Source organism: Streptomyces sp. NPDC030021 (genome assembly GCF_055574035.1).
Map to the genome: position 1 here is coordinate 1 of NZ_JBVIAH010000003.1, position 14659 is coordinate 14659.

Sequence of the window (14659 nt, forward strand, 5' to 3'; positions counted from 1 at the left end):
GTGTGATGCCGCCCTCGGGTGCACGGTCCGGCGCGGCGCCGTTGCCGGGGGCGCTGCCCCCGGACCCCCGCGCCTCAAACGCCGGCGAGGCTGAAGGTGCCCCCGGCGAGGCTGGAGTTGGCCCCGGCGGGGCTGAAGTTGCCCAGCGCGAGGCTGGACGTGCCCCCGGCGAGGTGGAACGGGCCCAGCGCGAGGCTGAACCGGCGGGCGGCGGGACGGCTGCGCGGCCGGCTCGGCGGCGGGTCGGTGGGGATCCCGTCAAGGCACTGCTGCACCGGCACCGGGAGTTGTGCGAACGCGCCGTGGACCCGCTGGAGATCGCCGCCGGGCTGGAAGCCCACGGCATCACCGACCGCACCGCCGCACGGTTCCGGCACCGGGACGTCTTCTCGCTCGCCGAGGAACTGTACGCACGCAGCCCCCACGAGGAGGTCACCGCCGCCGCGCCCGCCCTGGTTCCGGCCGGCCCCGCCGCCTTCCGCGGCTTCGGCTACGCGCTGCTGCCCGGCGCCCTCGCCTGCGCCGCGGCGTCCGCCGGGCAGGCCTGGGCCGGGGCCGCCGCCGTGGCCGCCGTCGCCGCCGCCCTGGTGTGGCCCGGCCGGGCCGCCGGGGGCCGGTTCCCCTACGTCGCGCACGTGCTGGCCGCGGCCGTCGCCGGCTGGGCCGTGTACCGGCACGGCACCGCCCTCGCCGTCGGCCTCGCGCTGGCCGTCGTCCCCGGGCACCTGGCCGCCGTCGCCTTCGCCGCCGGGGCGCGGGCCCGGCTCGACGGGAGCCGCGCCCTGGAGGACTTCGCGGACCGGGCGCGTCCGCTGCTGCTGGCGGCCGTCGCCCTGTTCACCGGGGCCGCCGCCGCGGCCGCCGTGCTCGCCGGAACGCCGCTCCCGGTGGCCGTGCCCCTCGCGCTGCTGCTCTTCCTGACCCGGCTCCTGCTGCGGCACGGAGCCCACCGCGCACCCGTCGGCGCGGCCCTCGCCCTCGCCCTGGTCCCCGTCCCGGCGGCGGCCCTCGCCGCCGCGGCCGGACTCCTCGTACACGCCGTGCTCGCCCTGGCCCGCGCCTCCGCGCATGCGCGGCCCTGACGTCCCCCGGGACGTCCCCAGACCTCCGGAGCCGACGCCGAGGCGCTTTGCCCGTACCCCGCCCCACCCATCCGTCCATCCGTCCGCAAGGAGAAACCGACATGACCGGCCAGCCAACCAACCAAGGGGTCACGCGATGAGGGTGCTGCTGATCGGAGCCAACGGATACCTCGGCCGCTACGTCGCCGACCGGCTGCTCGCCGACCCCGCCGTCCAGCTCACCGCGCTCGGCCGCGGCGACGACGCCGACGTCCGCTTCGACCTCGCGACCGGCAGCCCCGGCGCGCTCACCCGCTTCCTCGACGCCGTCCACCCGGGCGTCGTCATCAACTGCGCCGGAGCGACCCGGGGCGGGGCCCGGGAACTCACCCGGCACAACACCGTCGCCGTCGCGACGATCTGCGAGTCGCTGCGCCGCAGCGGCTGCGGGGCACGCCTGGTGCAGCTCGGCTGCGCCGCCGAGTACGGGCCCAGTCAGCCCGGATCGTCCACGGCCGAGGACGCCGTGCCGAGACCGGGTGGGCCGTACGGGGTCAGCAAACTGGCCGCCACCGAGCTGGTCCTGGGCTCCGGGCTGGACGCCGTCGTGCTGCGGATCTTCTCGCCCGTCGGCCCCGGCACCCCCGCCGGATCCCCGCTCGGCCGGCTCGCCGACGCCATGCGCCGCGCGATGCAGGCGGGCGACGGCGAGCTGAAGCTCAGCGGGCTCGGCGTGCAGCGCGACTTCGTCGACGTACGGGACGTGGCGCGGGCCGTGCACGCCGCCTCGCTGTCCGCCGCCCAGGGCGTGGTCAACATCGGCACCGGCCGTGCGGTCCGGCTGCGCGACGCGGCCGCGGTCCTGGCCCGGGTCGCCGGGTACGCGGGCGCCCTGCACGAGCTGGACGTCCCGCACGGCGGACCCCAGCAGACGCACGGGCACCCCGGCCGCCCGGCCGGACTGGCCACCATCGGCTCCCCGCGCTCCGAGGCCACCGCCGAGCAGATGGCCGCCGCGGCCCCCCAGCCGTACCCCTACCCGGACGGCTGCGGAGCCTGGCAGCAGGCGGATGTCCGTACCGCCCGGGACCGGCTCGGCTGGCGGCCCCGGATCAACCTGGAGGAATCCCTCGCGGACATCTGGATGGAGGCGGCGTGCCGCATCTGACGACGCCGCCCGGGGCCGTGACCGCCGCCGCGACCGAGGCCGGCCGCCTCGGCCTCGGCATCCCCGGCTACGCGCACCCGCTCCTCGCCCCCGTCGAGTGGGCCGAGCTGACCCGCCCCGGCACCCCGCTGCACTGGGCCGTGCTCAACATCGCGGACGGCCCCGGCGGGCGGCCCGATCCGCACTGCACGGAAGCGGCCGCGAAGCTGCGCCGCGCGGGCGGCATGATCCTCGGTCATCTCGCGATGCGGGACGGATCGCGCTCCTTCGGGGAGCTGATCTCCGACGCCCACCGCTTCCGCGACTGGTACGGGGTCGGCGGTTTCTACCTGGCCGGGGCCCCGGCCGGCAAGGCGGAACTGGCCTCGGTGTGCCGGGTCGTGGACTCGCTGCGGGGCCTCGGCGAGGACCTGCGGATCGTGCTCGGGCACGGCACGCACCCGTACGAGGGCTACGCGGAGGCCGCCGACCAGCTGGTCACCTTCTCCGGCGCCTGGTCCGACTACCGCTGGTCGCAGGTGGCCGAGTGGACCGCGGACCATCCGGCGGAGCGGTTCTGCCACCTCGTCCACGGGGTGCCGCGCGCGCATCTGGAGGAGGCGATGCGGATCGCCCGCTGGCAGGGGGCGGGCACGATCTGGTTCACCGACCGGCTCGGGACGCGCGGCAGCGACCCGTGGGCCTCAATGCCCGCGTACTGGGACGAAATCGTCTCAAGGATCGGGACAGGTGTCTTGGAATGAAGACGGGCGTGGCAGTGTTACTGGGAGAACAACCATCAGTTTGCTCCCTGCACCTGCGGGGATGCTCCCATCTTCGGAGTGCCCGTGTCGCTGCCACCGCTGGTCGAGCCAGCAGCTGAGCTCACCGTTGACGAGGTCCGTCGGTATTCGCGGCACCTGATCATCCCGGATGTCGGGATGGACGGCCAGAAGCGCCTGAAGAACGCCAAGGTGCTGGCCGTGGGCGCCGGCGGTCTCGGTTCGCCCGCCCTCATGTACCTCGCCGCGGCCGGTGTCGGCACGCTGGGCATCGTGGAGTTCGACGAGGTCGACGAGTCGAACCTGCAGCGCCAGATCATCCACAGCCAGGCGGACATCGGCCGTTCCAAGGCCGAGTCGGCCCGCGACAGCGTGCTGGGCATCAACCCGTACGTGAACGTGGTCCTTCACGAAGAGCGGCTCGAAGCCGAGAACGTGATGGAGATCTTCAGCCAGTACGACCTCATCGTCGACGGCACGGACAACTTCGCCACCCGCTACCTGGTGAACGACGCCTGCGTGCTGCTGAACAAGCCGTACGTGTGGGGCTCGATCTACCGCTTCGACGGCCAGGCCTCGGTCTTCTGGTCCGAGCACGGCCCGTGCTACCGCTGCCTCTACCCGGAGCCCCCGCCGCCGGGCATGGTCCCGAGCTGCGCCGAGGGCGGCGTGCTGGGCGTGCTCTGCGCGTCCATCGGGTCGATCCAGGTCACCGAGGCCATCAAGGTCCTCACGGGTGTCGGCGAGCCGCTGGTCGGCCGCCTGATGATCTACGACGCCCTGGAGATGCAGTACCGCCAGGTCAAGGTCCGCAAGGACCCCGACTGCGCGGTCTGCGGTCCGAACGCGACCGTCACCGAGCTCATCGACTACGAGGCCTTCTGCGGCGTCGTGTCGGAGGAGGCCCAGGAGGCGGCCGCCGGTTCGACGATCACTCCCAAGCAGCTCAAGGAGTGGATCGACACCGACGAGCGCATCGAGATCATCGACGTCCGTGAGATCAACGAGTACGAGATCGTCTCGATCCCCGGCGCGAAGCTGATCCCCAAGGGCGAGTTCCTGATGGGCACCGCCCTCCAGGACCTGCCGCAGGACAAGCGCATCGTCCTGCACTGCAAGACGGGTGTCCGCAGTGCGGAAGTCCTCGCGGTCCTGAAGTCCGCGGGCTTCGCGGACGCGGTGCACGTCGGCGGCGGCGTGATCGGCTGGGTCCACCAGATCGAGCCCGAGAAGCCGGTCTACTAGGCCGGTCCACCAGCAGTGGCCCGGAGGGGCCGTACCTCGCGATCGGGGTGCGGCCCCTCCGGCGTCTCGTCCTGCGGACCGGATCAGGCGGCTGACGACTCCGGCGCCTCGGGCGGCGGCGTCGGGTCCGGGGCCGCGGTGCAGACGGTGCCCGAGGCCGGCGCCTTCCCGTCCAGCAGATAGGTGTCGACCGCCTTCTGGACGCACTGGTCGCCGCTGTTGTACGCGCCGTGCCCCTCGCCCTTGTAGGTGAGCTCCACGCCCACGCCCGGGCCGAGCCGCTCCACCATGTTGCGGGCGCCCTCGTAAGGGGTGGCCGGGTCGCCGGTGTTGCCGATCACCAGGATCGGGTCGGAGCCCGGCGCCGACACGTCGGGGGTCTCCCAGGTGCCGGCCACCGGCCAGCCGGTGCACGACATCATGGCCCAGCCGAGGAGGTCCCCGAAGACCGGCGAGGCGGCGCGGAACTCCGCGAGCTTGGCCTTCGTCTGCTCCAGGGTGTAGCGCTCCTTGTCGTCCACACAGTTGATGGCGGTGTTGGCCGCGCCGATGTTGCTGTAACGCCCTTGCTGGTCACGGCCGTTGAGCGCGTCGGACAGGGCCATCAGCAGTTGCCCCTGGCCGCCCTCCGCCTCGTCGAGGCCCTGTTCCAGCAGCGGCCACAGCTCCTTCGAGTACAGGGCCTGCGCGATGCCGTTGGTCGCCTGGGTCTCGGTGAGCATCCGGCCCCCGATGCCCGGGATGGGCTTGGCGGCCAGCGCCTTCTGCAGCTTGATGATGTTGGCCTCGATCTCCTTGGGCGTGCTGCCCTGGAGCCGGCACTCGTCACCGCGGTCCACGCAGTCCTGGGCGAAGTTGCCGAGCGCGAGCTGGAAGCCCTTGGCCTGGCCCAGGGCGCTCCCCTCGGCGGTCTTGGTCGGGTCCACGACGGCGTCGAAGACGGCCCGGCCGACGTTCTTGGGGAAGAGGTGGGCGTAGACCCCGCCGAGCTCGGTGCCGTAGGAGATGCCGAAGTAGTTCAGCTTCTCGTCGCCGAGGGCCTGGCGGATGCGGTCCAGGTCGCGGGCGGCGTTCTCCGTACCGACGTGGGGGAGCAGCTCGGCCGAGTTCTTCTTGCAGGCCTCCTGGTACTTCCGGATGTTCTCGATGAAGGCCTTCTCCTCCTCCGGGGTCTCGGGGGAGGAGTCCTCGCCGAAGTACTGGTCCAGCTGCTTGTCGTTCTGGCACAGGACCGGATCGCTGCCGCCCACCCCGCGCGGGTCGAAGCTCACCAGGTCGTACCGGGCGCGCAGGGCCTCGTACTCCTTCGCGGAGCCCGGCAGCGTGCTGATCCCGGAGCCGCCGGGGCCGCCGAAGTTGAACACCAGTGAGCCCAGCCGGTTCTTCTGGTCCCGCGCCTTGGCCCGGATCAGGGCGATCGGGATGGTCTTGCCCTCGGGCTTCGCGTAGTCGAGCGGGACGTCGAGAGTGGCGCACTGCCAGTCCTTGGGCGGAGCCTGACCACCGCCCTGGGCGGCGGTCGGGGCCTCGCAGTCGCCCCATTTCAGGGGCTTGACCTCCGGGGAGCCGTCGGCCGTCGTCTTCTTCTCGTCGCCGTCCCCGGAACAGGCGGCCGTGGCGAGCATCCCGGCGGCGAGCGTGGCGGCGGCGGTGACCCGCCAGGCGTGTGTCGGCATGCCCCCATCCTGTGTGCCCGGTCCCGACCCCGCCCGTGCGCTGACCCGAACGGGGGGCGTGCCCGCCCGCCCTCCCGTCAGTAGCCGTACACGCTCAGCTCCGTGATCGCGGCGAACAGGTGCCCCCAGGTCTCGGCGGAGGGCGAGCCGTCGGCCAGCGCCCCGGGATCCAGGGCCTCCATCGCCTCGATGAAGGCCCCGATGCCGTCCTCGGCCGGGTACGCGGACCAGCAGGCGCCCATGTACCGGCGCACGCCGTCGAGGAACCCGACGAAGGCCGCCACGTCCCGGGCCAGCGGGATGACGGACTCCTGGTACATGTGGACCGCTCCGGTGACGCGGTGGACGCCCACCAGGCCCGGGGCCGTGTACCCGAAGTCGAAGGTCCCGAGGTGCAGGAGGTCCTCGTCGCCCGCCTCCGGGGCCCGCGCGGTCACCGGCCGCAGCAACTCCGGGGCGACCTCGAACGAGCTGACGCCCGCGGCCCAGTGGCGCGGCAGCCCGACCCCGCTCAGGAACTCCCGGGTGGCCGGGTGCTCCAGCGCGTCCGGGAGCTCGCCGCCGGGGACGCGGGTGACCCACGCGTCGCCGAAGGTCCGGGCGAGTCCGGCCGCGGTGAGCGGACCGGAGCCGCGCGTGCCCGGGCGGAACCACGGGGTGTCCTCGGCGGAGTCCCAGGAGGAGGCGTCGGCGCCGCCCCGGGGCCAGTCGGCGAGCGCCGCGGCGTTCCCCTCCACCACCACGACCCCGCGCGCCTCCGCGTACAGGTAGCGGCCGCCGCCGAGCAGGACCGGCTCCTCCCAGGTGCCGGGGCAGTTCAGCACCCAGCCCTCCTTGTCCGAGTCGAACAGCCAAGGGCCGTCCGGCTCCTCCTCGTCCCGCTCGACGGCCGCACCGTCGGCCGGTGCGGGCAGCCGGCGTCCCGTGTCCAGGTCGAACCAGGTGTCCTCGCACCACAGGGCCCACACCTTCACGGCCGCGCCCCCGTCGAGGTCGTACACCTCGGCGGTGTGGTCCCCGCTGAGGTTCGGCTCCGCCACGTAGGCGCCGACGGGCCGCCACCAGGCCCACACCGTCCGCCAGGGCAGCCCCGGTTCGGCCTCGGCGACGCGGGCGGCGTAATCGTGGTGCCCGAGCACGGTCGCGGCGAAGTGCAGCCACGAGGCGAACTCCGCCCGCCCCACGTCGGCCCGCCCGAAGACGGCCTCGGCCTGCGTGAACACCTCCCGCCCGACGCCCCCTTCACCGGTGGCGCCGCCCCGCAGGGCCGCCCGGTCAGCGCGCAGCACCGCGGCCGGATCGTCGAACGGGCAACGGCTGTCCTGGTCTTCACTCATGTACGCATGCTGCCACCCGCCTCGGACATCGCCCCCGCCGGCCGGAACCTCCAGCCACGCCGGAGTTCGAGGCGCGGGCGCTCCCGCCGGCCGGAGCCGAATCCGCCGGCCGGGCCGGAGGCTAGATGGCTTCCTTGCGGGTCAGGAAGTTGAACGAGATCCACCCCGGCAGCACCGGCAGCCAGAAGGTCATCAGGCGGAACAGCAGCACCGCCGAGATCGCGACCTCCTTCTCCAGACCCGCCGCGATCAGCCCGAGGGTCAGCGTGGTCTCCACCGCGCCCATACCGCCCGGCGTCGGCGCCGCAGACCCCAGCGCGTTGCCCGCCAGGAACACCACCGCGATGCTCGCGTAGCTGATGGCCTCGCCGCCCCCGAACGCGCGGATCGACGCGTCCAGGCACATCACGAAGCAGCCCGTCAGCAGCAGCATCCCGCCGATGCCGGTCACCAGCTTCTTCGGCCGCTGGAGCACGTCCAGCATGCGCGGCACCACGCCCGCGAACAGCGCCCGGACCCGCGTCACCACGAACTTCCGCATGAACGGGACGGCCGTCACCACCAGCACCAGGACGGCCACCGTCAGCAGACCCGCGATGACCGCCCGGGACGGGGTCATCTCCGGGGTCTTCTCGGTCCCGGTCAGATATCCGAAGGACAGCAGCAGCACGATGTGGCTGGCCAGCCCGAACAGCTGGGAGGCGCCCACGCTCGCGACCGCCAGACCCGGCCGGACCCCCGCCCGCTGCAGGAACCGCGTGTTCAGCGCGACACCGCCGACGGCCGCCGGGGCCACCAGCTTCACGAACGACCCGGCCACCTGCGCGACCACCGTCCGCAGGAACGGCACCCGCTCCGGGACGAAGCCCAGCAGGCTCATCGCCGCCGCGAAGTACGTCAGCGCCGAGAAGGCGAGCGCCGCCCCGACCCAGCCCCACTGCGCCTCGCCGATGATGGTCGCGAAGTCCACGTGGGCGAGCTGCGTGAGCAGGAAGTACGCACCGAACGCACCCGCGATGAACGAGACCAGCGTGCGCGGCCGGATCCGCTCCAGCCGGGCCGGCTCCACCGGCGCCTGCGGGCGGATCAGCAGCACCTGGTGGCGGATCTGGGTCAGCAGATCCTCCTCGCGGGCCCCGTCCAGCGCATCCTCCAGGGCCTTCTTCTCGGCCTTGCGGTCGGCGGCTGCCGAGGCGGAGACCGGGGTCGCGGAGGCCGCGGACTCCGCCTCGCGCGCCGCCTTCGCCGCCCGCGAGGACTCCAGTACGGCCTCCCGCTGCCGCTCCGCCCGCTCCCGGGCCAGCTTGCGCAGCGTCGCCCGGGTGGAACGGCTCAGCGCGATCGGCTGGAGCAGCGGCAGACAGTCCGCCACGGCGTCCGGGCCGAGCACCGACACGGCCGAGGCCACCGCGCGCTCGGCGCCGACCCGCAGGCCGAGCGTGGTCAGCAGCTGGGCGATGTCCATCCGGAGCACCAGGTCGCCGGCGGCGATCTCGCCGCCGCGCAGGTCGGTCAGGATGACGTTGCCGGAACGATCCACCACAAGGGCGTCGCCGGTGAGCCTGCGGTGTGCGATCCGCCGCGACTGGAGGGCCCGTGCCTGCTTCCACGTGTGGTGGATCAGCTCGTCGGTGATCTCCTCGTCGGCGAGCGCGTCGAGGGCCCGGACGTCCAGGTGCTCGTACACGAGCATCACCGCGTCCGGACCGAGCTCGGAGGTGGCGATCAGCTTCGGCGCGTTCGCCCCGGCCGCGATGGCCGCGTACGCGAGGAGCGCCTCCTGCTCCAGCGCCTGGCGCAGCGACTGCAGGCTGCGCCCGGTGGTGATGCCGCGCAGGGTGAGCCGGCGCCAGACCCGGTAGAAGAAGCCGTGGGCCTGCTGCTCGCGGTCCACGATCGTGACGTCCAGCGGCGGCCCGTCCTCCAGGGTCACGTGGTAGCGGCGGCCCCGGTCGTTGGCCTCGGAGGGCTCGGGGCCCTCGGGCATCTCCGCGCGCATCGCGCTGACCGGCTGGAAGCCGACCCGGCGGAGTCCGGCGAGGAGGTGCTGCCCGGTGGGGCGCACGTTGGGCGAGCCGACGGCGTACAGGGTGCCGTAGGCGACGCTCCAGCCGATCAGCACGGTGAGGATGATCGAGAAGGGGGTGGTGTACCCGTTGACCAGCATGGTCAGGGCGTTGAGCAGCAGGACGACCCACAGGGCGACCCGCCAGTGGGGTCTGCGGGTCATCCCGACCGCGGTCATGTACGCGATGACGGGCGCGAGGTAGCCGTGGACCGGGTCGGTCAGGGTCCCGCCGGCCGCGGGGCGGGTCAGGGCGTCCTGGATGGTGTCGGGGGCGGCCTGCGAGACCCACAGGTCGGTGGCGAGGGTGACGCCGTGCGCGAGGACGGCCGCGAGCACGCCGTCGGCGATGCGCAGCCCGTCGCGTTTGATCAGCCGCTCGATGGCGAAGGCGACGGGCAGCAGCAGCACCGCGATGCTGGACACCAGCGCGGCGACCTTGATCAGCAGGTCGGGCGCCTGGCCGGTGCCCTTGCTGATGTCCTCCTCCAGACCCACGGTGGTGCCGTGGGCGAAGGCGGCGATGGCGAGGAGGACGGCGATACCGAGGATGCCGACGAGCAGGCGTACGAGGTCGGACGGCCGGTGCACGCGGGCGGCGAGCAGCGGTTCGTCGACCTCGACCCGGTCGGCGTCCGTGGCGGCGTGACCGTGCGGGCCCGCGGTGGCCGCGGTGGCCCCGGCTCGGGCCCGGGCGGCCTTGGCATCGACTCCCTCGGCCTCGGCTTCGCCGGCCTTGGTCTCGTCGGCCTTGGCGTTGGCTGCCTCGGCTGCCTCGGCCTTGCCTGTGCGGCCGGTCCGTCCGCCGGGGCGCGGGGGCTCCGGACGGGGCTCGGGGACGGGTTCGGGGCGGGCGGCGCGGCCGTCGTCAGGGCGTGCGCCGTCGTCGGTCGCCGCGCCGTCCGGAGGGCTCACACCCTGCTCCTTCGTCGTCACATCCGTCTCTTCTTGATCACGTATCACCAGTCACCGCCCGGAAGATGGTGGCACGGACCGACGGGCCAGCGGGGCATCAGGGTGCGCGCCGGTGCGGAAGCGAGACCTCCGCCGGAGCGCGGCCGACGTACTGCACCATGTGCTGAATGAGTGAGGAGCTGCCCGCGTACGCGGAGCGCGTACTGGAGGTGGCCGAGCGTATTCCGCCCGGCCGGGTGATGACATACGGGGACGTCGCCGAGTGGCTCGGCGAGGGAGGACCGCGCCAAGTCGGGCGTGTCATGGCCCTGTACGGGGGAGCCGTGCCCTGGTGGCGCGTGGTGCGGGCGGACGGCCTGCCGCTGCCCGGCCACGAGGTGCGCGCCCTGGAGCACTACCGGACCGAGGCCACCCCGCTGCGCCTGACGGCGGGCGGCGAGCCGCGGCTGGACATGCGCCGGGCGCGCTGGGACGGGTCCCCCGGACAGGATGGCGGACAGGACGGCACACGCGACGAGGCTCACACCTGACAGCTTCGGCCATGCGCGGCCCGGACGGGCGATCGGGCGACGGCCCGAACGTCCGTCCGGGGTACCCGGGGGGACTGCGCCGCGTCGGCCGGTTGCCGTAGCGTTGCCCCTTCGGCTTCCGCGGCGGCTTCCGCGCGAGCCGGCACGGCAACACCGCCACACCCCGCAGACCCACCAGGACCGGCACCCCACGTGATCACCTCTTCCTCCGACCGCACCGAACGGCGGCGTACGCGGACCCCCGACGCGTACCGCCTCGTGCGCACCGGGCCGGAACGGGTGGATCCCCCTGTGCTGGACGCAGCGCAGCGGTCGGTGGTTGACCACACCGGAGGACCACTGCTGGTCCTCGCCGGACCGGGCACCGGGAAGACGACCACGCTGGTCGAAGCCGTCGCCGCCCGGGTGGAAGCGGGCACCGACCCCGCCCGGATCCTCATCCTCACCTTCAGCCGCAAGGCGGCGGTGGAGCTGCGCGACCGGGCCGCCCTGCGCCTCGGCGGCGCGCGCGCTCCGCAGGCCACCACCTTCCACTCCTTCTGCTACGGACTCGTCCGCGCCCACCAGGACACCGACCTCTTCGCCGACCCGCTGCGGCTGCTGTCCGGCCCCGAGCAGGACGTGATGGTCCGCACCCTCCTGGAGGGCCAGCGCCGGATCCGCTCCATCCGCTGGCCGGACGACCTGCGGGCCGCGCTGACCACGCGCGGGTTCGCCGACGAGGTCCGGGCGGTGCTCGCCCGCGCCCGCGAACTGGGCCTCGGGCCGCAGGCCCTCTCCTCGTTCGCCGACCGCATCGGCCGCCCGGACTGGAAGGCGGCGGCGGCCTTCCTCTCCGAGTACCTCGACGTCCTCGACATGCAGGGCACGCTGGACTACGCGGAACTCCTGCACCGGGCGGTGCTCCTCGCGGAACGCACGCCGTCCCTCGCCTCCGCCTACGACGCGATCTTCGTCGACGAGTACCAGGACACGGACGCCTCGCAGCTGCGGCTGCTGCGCGCCCTGACCGGCCCGGGCGGCACGCTGGTCGCCTTCGGCGATCCCGACCAGTCGATCTACGCCTTCCGCGGCGCCGACATCAACAACGTCCTGGACTTCGAGTCGGCCTTCCCCGGCGCGCGGGTCAAGGCCCTCACCGTCGGCCGCCGCTCCGGGGCGGCCCTGCTGGCGGCCACCCGGCTGCTCACCACCCGGATGCCGGTCCCGCGGCTGCCGGCCGAGGCGGTCCGCGCCCACCGGAATCTCGCGCCGGTGCGGGAGGGCGGGCGGGTGGAGGTCTTCACGTACCCGACGGCGGGCGCCGAGCTGGACAACATCGCCGACATCCTGCGGCGGGCCCACCTGGAGGACGGGGTGCCCTGGCAGGACATGGCCGTCCTGGTCCGCGCGGGCGGCCGCACCCTCCCGGCGATGCGCCGCGCCCTGATCTCGGCGGGAGTCCCGGTCGAGACGGACGGCGCGGACACCCCCCTGCGCCACGAACCGGCGGTCTCCCCCCTCCTGACGGCCCTCCGCGTCTCAGCCACCTCGGCCACCACCGACCCCGCCGAGCCCGTCACGGCCGAGCCGGACCGGCCGGCCGCCGCCGCCCCGACCGGCTCCACCGGAGCGGACCCGGCGCTGCCGCCTGCCGCCGATAAGGCGCACTCCGACGTCCCGACGCCGGCCGACGCCGCGGTCGAGCCGGACGTGGGGCGAAGCCCCGAGGCCCCCGCCGGCTCCGCCGGCGCAGCCGAGCCCGGCCCCGGCCACCGCGCCGGAGGCGAACAGGGCGGCGAGCTCGCTCGCGCTGTCGGGGCGGGTGGGCGGGAAGCTTCCCCCGCCGGAGGCGAGCCCGACGCCGTCGAAGCGGGCCCGGGGCCGGGCCCCGAGGACTTCGCAGGCCCCGCCGGAGGCGTCACCGTCGAGGCCGCCCTCACCTTGCTCGCCTCCCCCCTCGGCGGGATGGACGCCGCCGACCTGCGGCGGCTCGGCCGCGCCCTGCGTGACGAGGAGCGCGCCGCCGGCGTCAAGGTGCCCGCGCCCTCCGACGTACTGCTCGCCCGCGCCCTCGCCGAGCCCGAGCGGCTCACCGCCCACGACCCCGCCTACGCCCGCGGCGCACAACGCCTCGGCCTGCTCCTGCGCAAGGCCCGTGAGCTGCTCCAGGGCGGCGGCACCGCCGAGGAGGCCCTCTGGGTCCTCTGGGACGGCACCCCCTGGCCGCAGCGACTGGAGCGCAGCGCCCGCCGCGGCGGCGCGGCCGGCCGCAACGCCGACCGCGACCTCGACGCGGTCTGCGCCCTCTTCGACACCGCCGCCCGCGCCGAGGAACGCACCGGCGGCCGTGGCGCGCTCAACTTCCTCGAACAACTGGAGGCGGAGGACATCGCCGCCGACACGTTGACGGCCCGCGCCACCCGCTCCGACGCCGTCCGGCTGATGACCGCCCACCGCTCCAAGGGACTGGAGTGGTCCCTCGTCGTCGTCGCCGGCGTCCAGGAGGGCCTGTGGCCCGACCTCCGCCGCCGCGGCTCCCTCCTGGAGGCCGACCGCATCGGCCGCGACGGCCTCGCCGAGCCCCTCACCCCCGGCGCCCTGCTCGCCGAGGAACGCCGGCTCTTCTACGTCGCCGCCACCCGCGCCCGCGACCGCCTCGTCGTCACCGCCGTCAAGGCCCCCGCCGACGACGGCGACCAGCCCTCCCGCTTCCTCACCGAGCTCGGCGTCCCCCCGCGCGACGTCACCGGCCGCCCCCGCCGCCCCCTCGCCGTCGCCGCGCTCGTCGCCGAGCTGCGCGCCACCACCGTCGACCCCGACGCCTCGCCCGCCCTGCGCGACGCGGCCGCCCGCCGCCTCGCCCGGCTCGCCGCGCTCACCGACGACGAGGACCGCCCGCTGGTCCCCGCCGCGCACCCGCAGCGCTGGTGGGGCCTGTACGAGCCCACCCGCAGCAGCGTCCCCCTCCGCGACCGGGACCGGCCCGTCGCCCTGTCCGGCAGCGCCCTGGAACAGCTCGCCAACACCTGCTCCCTCCAGTGGTTCCTCGGCCGCGAGGTCAAGGCCGACACCCCCTCGACCGCCGCCCAGGGCTTCGGCAACGTCGTCCACGTCCTCGCCGACGAGGTCGCCTCCGGCCGTACCCCCGCCGACCTGGCCGTCCTCATGGAACGCCTCGACTCGGTGTGGGACGCCCTCGCCTTCGACGCCCCCTGGAAGTCCCGCCAGGAGAAGGACAACGCCCGCGCCGCCCTGGAGCGCTTCCTGCGCTGGCACACCACCGACCGCGGCGGCCGCGAGGCCGTGGCCACGGAGCACGAGTTCGACGTCACACTCGAAGCCGGTGAGGTCGCCGTCCGCATCCGGGGTTCCATGGACCGGGTCGAATCGGACCCGCAGGGGCGTGCGTACGTCGTCGACTTCAAGACCGGCAGGTCGGCGCCCACCCGCGACGAGGTGGCCCGCCACCCCCAGCTCGCCGTCTACCAGCTCGCCGTGCGCGAGGGAGCCGTCGACGAGGTCTTCGACGGCCTGCGCCCCGAGCCCGGCGGCGCCGAGCTCGTCCAGCTCCGCCAGGGCGCCGCGATCCGCGAGGGCGGCGACGCGGTGCCCAAGGTGCAGGCCCAGCAGCCGCTCGACGGGGAGTGGGTCGGCGACCTGCTGGCCACCGCCGCGGGCCGGGTCCTGGACGAGCGGTTCGCGCCCGCCGCGGGCCGCCACTGCGACCACTGCTCCTTCCGCAGCTCGTGCAGCGCCCGCCCGGAGGGCCGCCAGACCGTCGAGTGAGCCCGGCAGCCGGAGCGCCAGGGGGTGTCTTGCCGGTCAGGCCGGGCTCGCGGGGCCTGGTGCCGCGACTCGCCGCGTTGTCCTCGGTCGTCGATGCTCCGCATGGACTCCCTCGTCCGCCTTGCGATGCCCG

Annotated in this window: 10 protein-coding genes; 6 read left to right on the top strand and 4 right to left on the bottom strand. The window is 74.4% G+C overall.

Features of this window, described 5'->3' with window-relative positions; all coding sequences use genetic code 11:
- Window positions 1-74 precede the first annotated feature (74 nt).
- Window positions 75-341 (bottom strand): hypothetical protein, encoded by a 267-nt coding sequence (locus tag ACZ4YL_RS06060; RefSeq protein WP_468114112.1) that lies wholly within the window; start codon window positions 339-341, stop codon window positions 75-77.
- Here ACZ4YL_RS06060 and ACZ4YL_RS06065 point away from each other — a divergent pair.
- From ACZ4YL_RS06065 to moeZ, 4 genes are all read left to right on the top strand, one after another.
- Window positions 303-1082, top strand: a complete 780-nt coding sequence (locus tag ACZ4YL_RS06065; protein WP_468114114.1) for a hypothetical protein — start codon at window positions 303-305, stop codon at window positions 1080-1082. The two genes, ACZ4YL_RS06060 and ACZ4YL_RS06065, sit on opposite strands and share 39 nt — an antisense overlap.
- A gap of 136 nt (window positions 1083-1218) precedes the next feature.
- Window positions 1219-2229: an NAD-dependent epimerase/dehydratase gene (locus ACZ4YL_RS06070; RefSeq protein WP_468114116.1), complete on the top strand. Its 1011-nt coding sequence runs from the start codon at window positions 1219-1221 to the stop codon at window positions 2227-2229.
- Entirely contained in the window at window positions 2217-2972 is a 756-nt protein-coding gene (locus tag ACZ4YL_RS06075; RefSeq protein ID WP_468114117.1) for a spherulation-specific family 4 protein, read from the top strand. The genes ACZ4YL_RS06070 and ACZ4YL_RS06075 overlap by 13 nt, the downstream gene beginning before the upstream one ends.
- 84 nt (window positions 2973-3056) lie before the next feature.
- Window positions 3057-4235 carry an adenylyltransferase/sulfurtransferase MoeZ gene (gene moeZ, locus ACZ4YL_RS06080; protein WP_468114119.1) on the top strand — a complete coding sequence of 393 codons (1179 nt, stop codon included), beginning with the start codon at window positions 3057-3059 and terminating at the stop codon, window positions 4233-4235.
- 83 nt (window positions 4236-4318) lie between these two features.
- Here the strand turns inward: moeZ and ACZ4YL_RS06085 are convergent, their stop codons facing one another.
- From ACZ4YL_RS06085 to ACZ4YL_RS06095, 3 genes are all read right to left on the bottom strand, one after another.
- Window positions 4319-5911: an alpha/beta hydrolase gene (locus tag ACZ4YL_RS06085; RefSeq protein WP_468114120.1), complete on the bottom strand. Its 1593-nt coding sequence runs from the start codon at window positions 5909-5911 to the stop codon at window positions 4319-4321.
- Window positions 5912-5988: 77 nt separating this feature from the next.
- The gene (locus ACZ4YL_RS06090) at window positions 5989-7248 is read right to left on the bottom strand and encodes an SUKH-4 family immunity protein (protein ID WP_468114122.1); all 1260 of its coding nucleotides are present in this window, start codon (window positions 7246-7248) and stop codon (window positions 5989-5991) included.
- A gap of 121 nt (window positions 7249-7369) precedes the next feature.
- On the bottom strand, window positions 7370-10228 hold the full coding sequence (locus tag ACZ4YL_RS06095; RefSeq protein WP_468114124.1) for a lysylphosphatidylglycerol synthase transmembrane domain-containing protein: 2859 nt from the start codon (window positions 10226-10228) through the stop codon (window positions 7370-7372).
- 167 nt (window positions 10229-10395) lie between these two features.
- On the opposite strand from ACZ4YL_RS06095, the gene ACZ4YL_RS06100 reads away from it, so the two are divergent.
- Together ACZ4YL_RS06100 and ACZ4YL_RS06105 are read left to right on the top strand one after the other, a co-directional pair.
- A complete protein-coding gene (locus ACZ4YL_RS06100) occupies window positions 10396-10758 on the top strand; it encodes an MGMT family protein (RefSeq protein ID WP_468114126.1) in 363 nt (120 codons plus the stop codon).
- 192 nt (window positions 10759-10950) lie between these two features.
- Window positions 10951-14526, top strand: coding sequence for an ATP-dependent helicase (locus tag ACZ4YL_RS06105; protein ID WP_468114128.1), 3576 nt, complete (start codon window positions 10951-10953; stop codon window positions 14524-14526).
- Window positions 14527-14659: the final 133 nt, after the last annotated feature.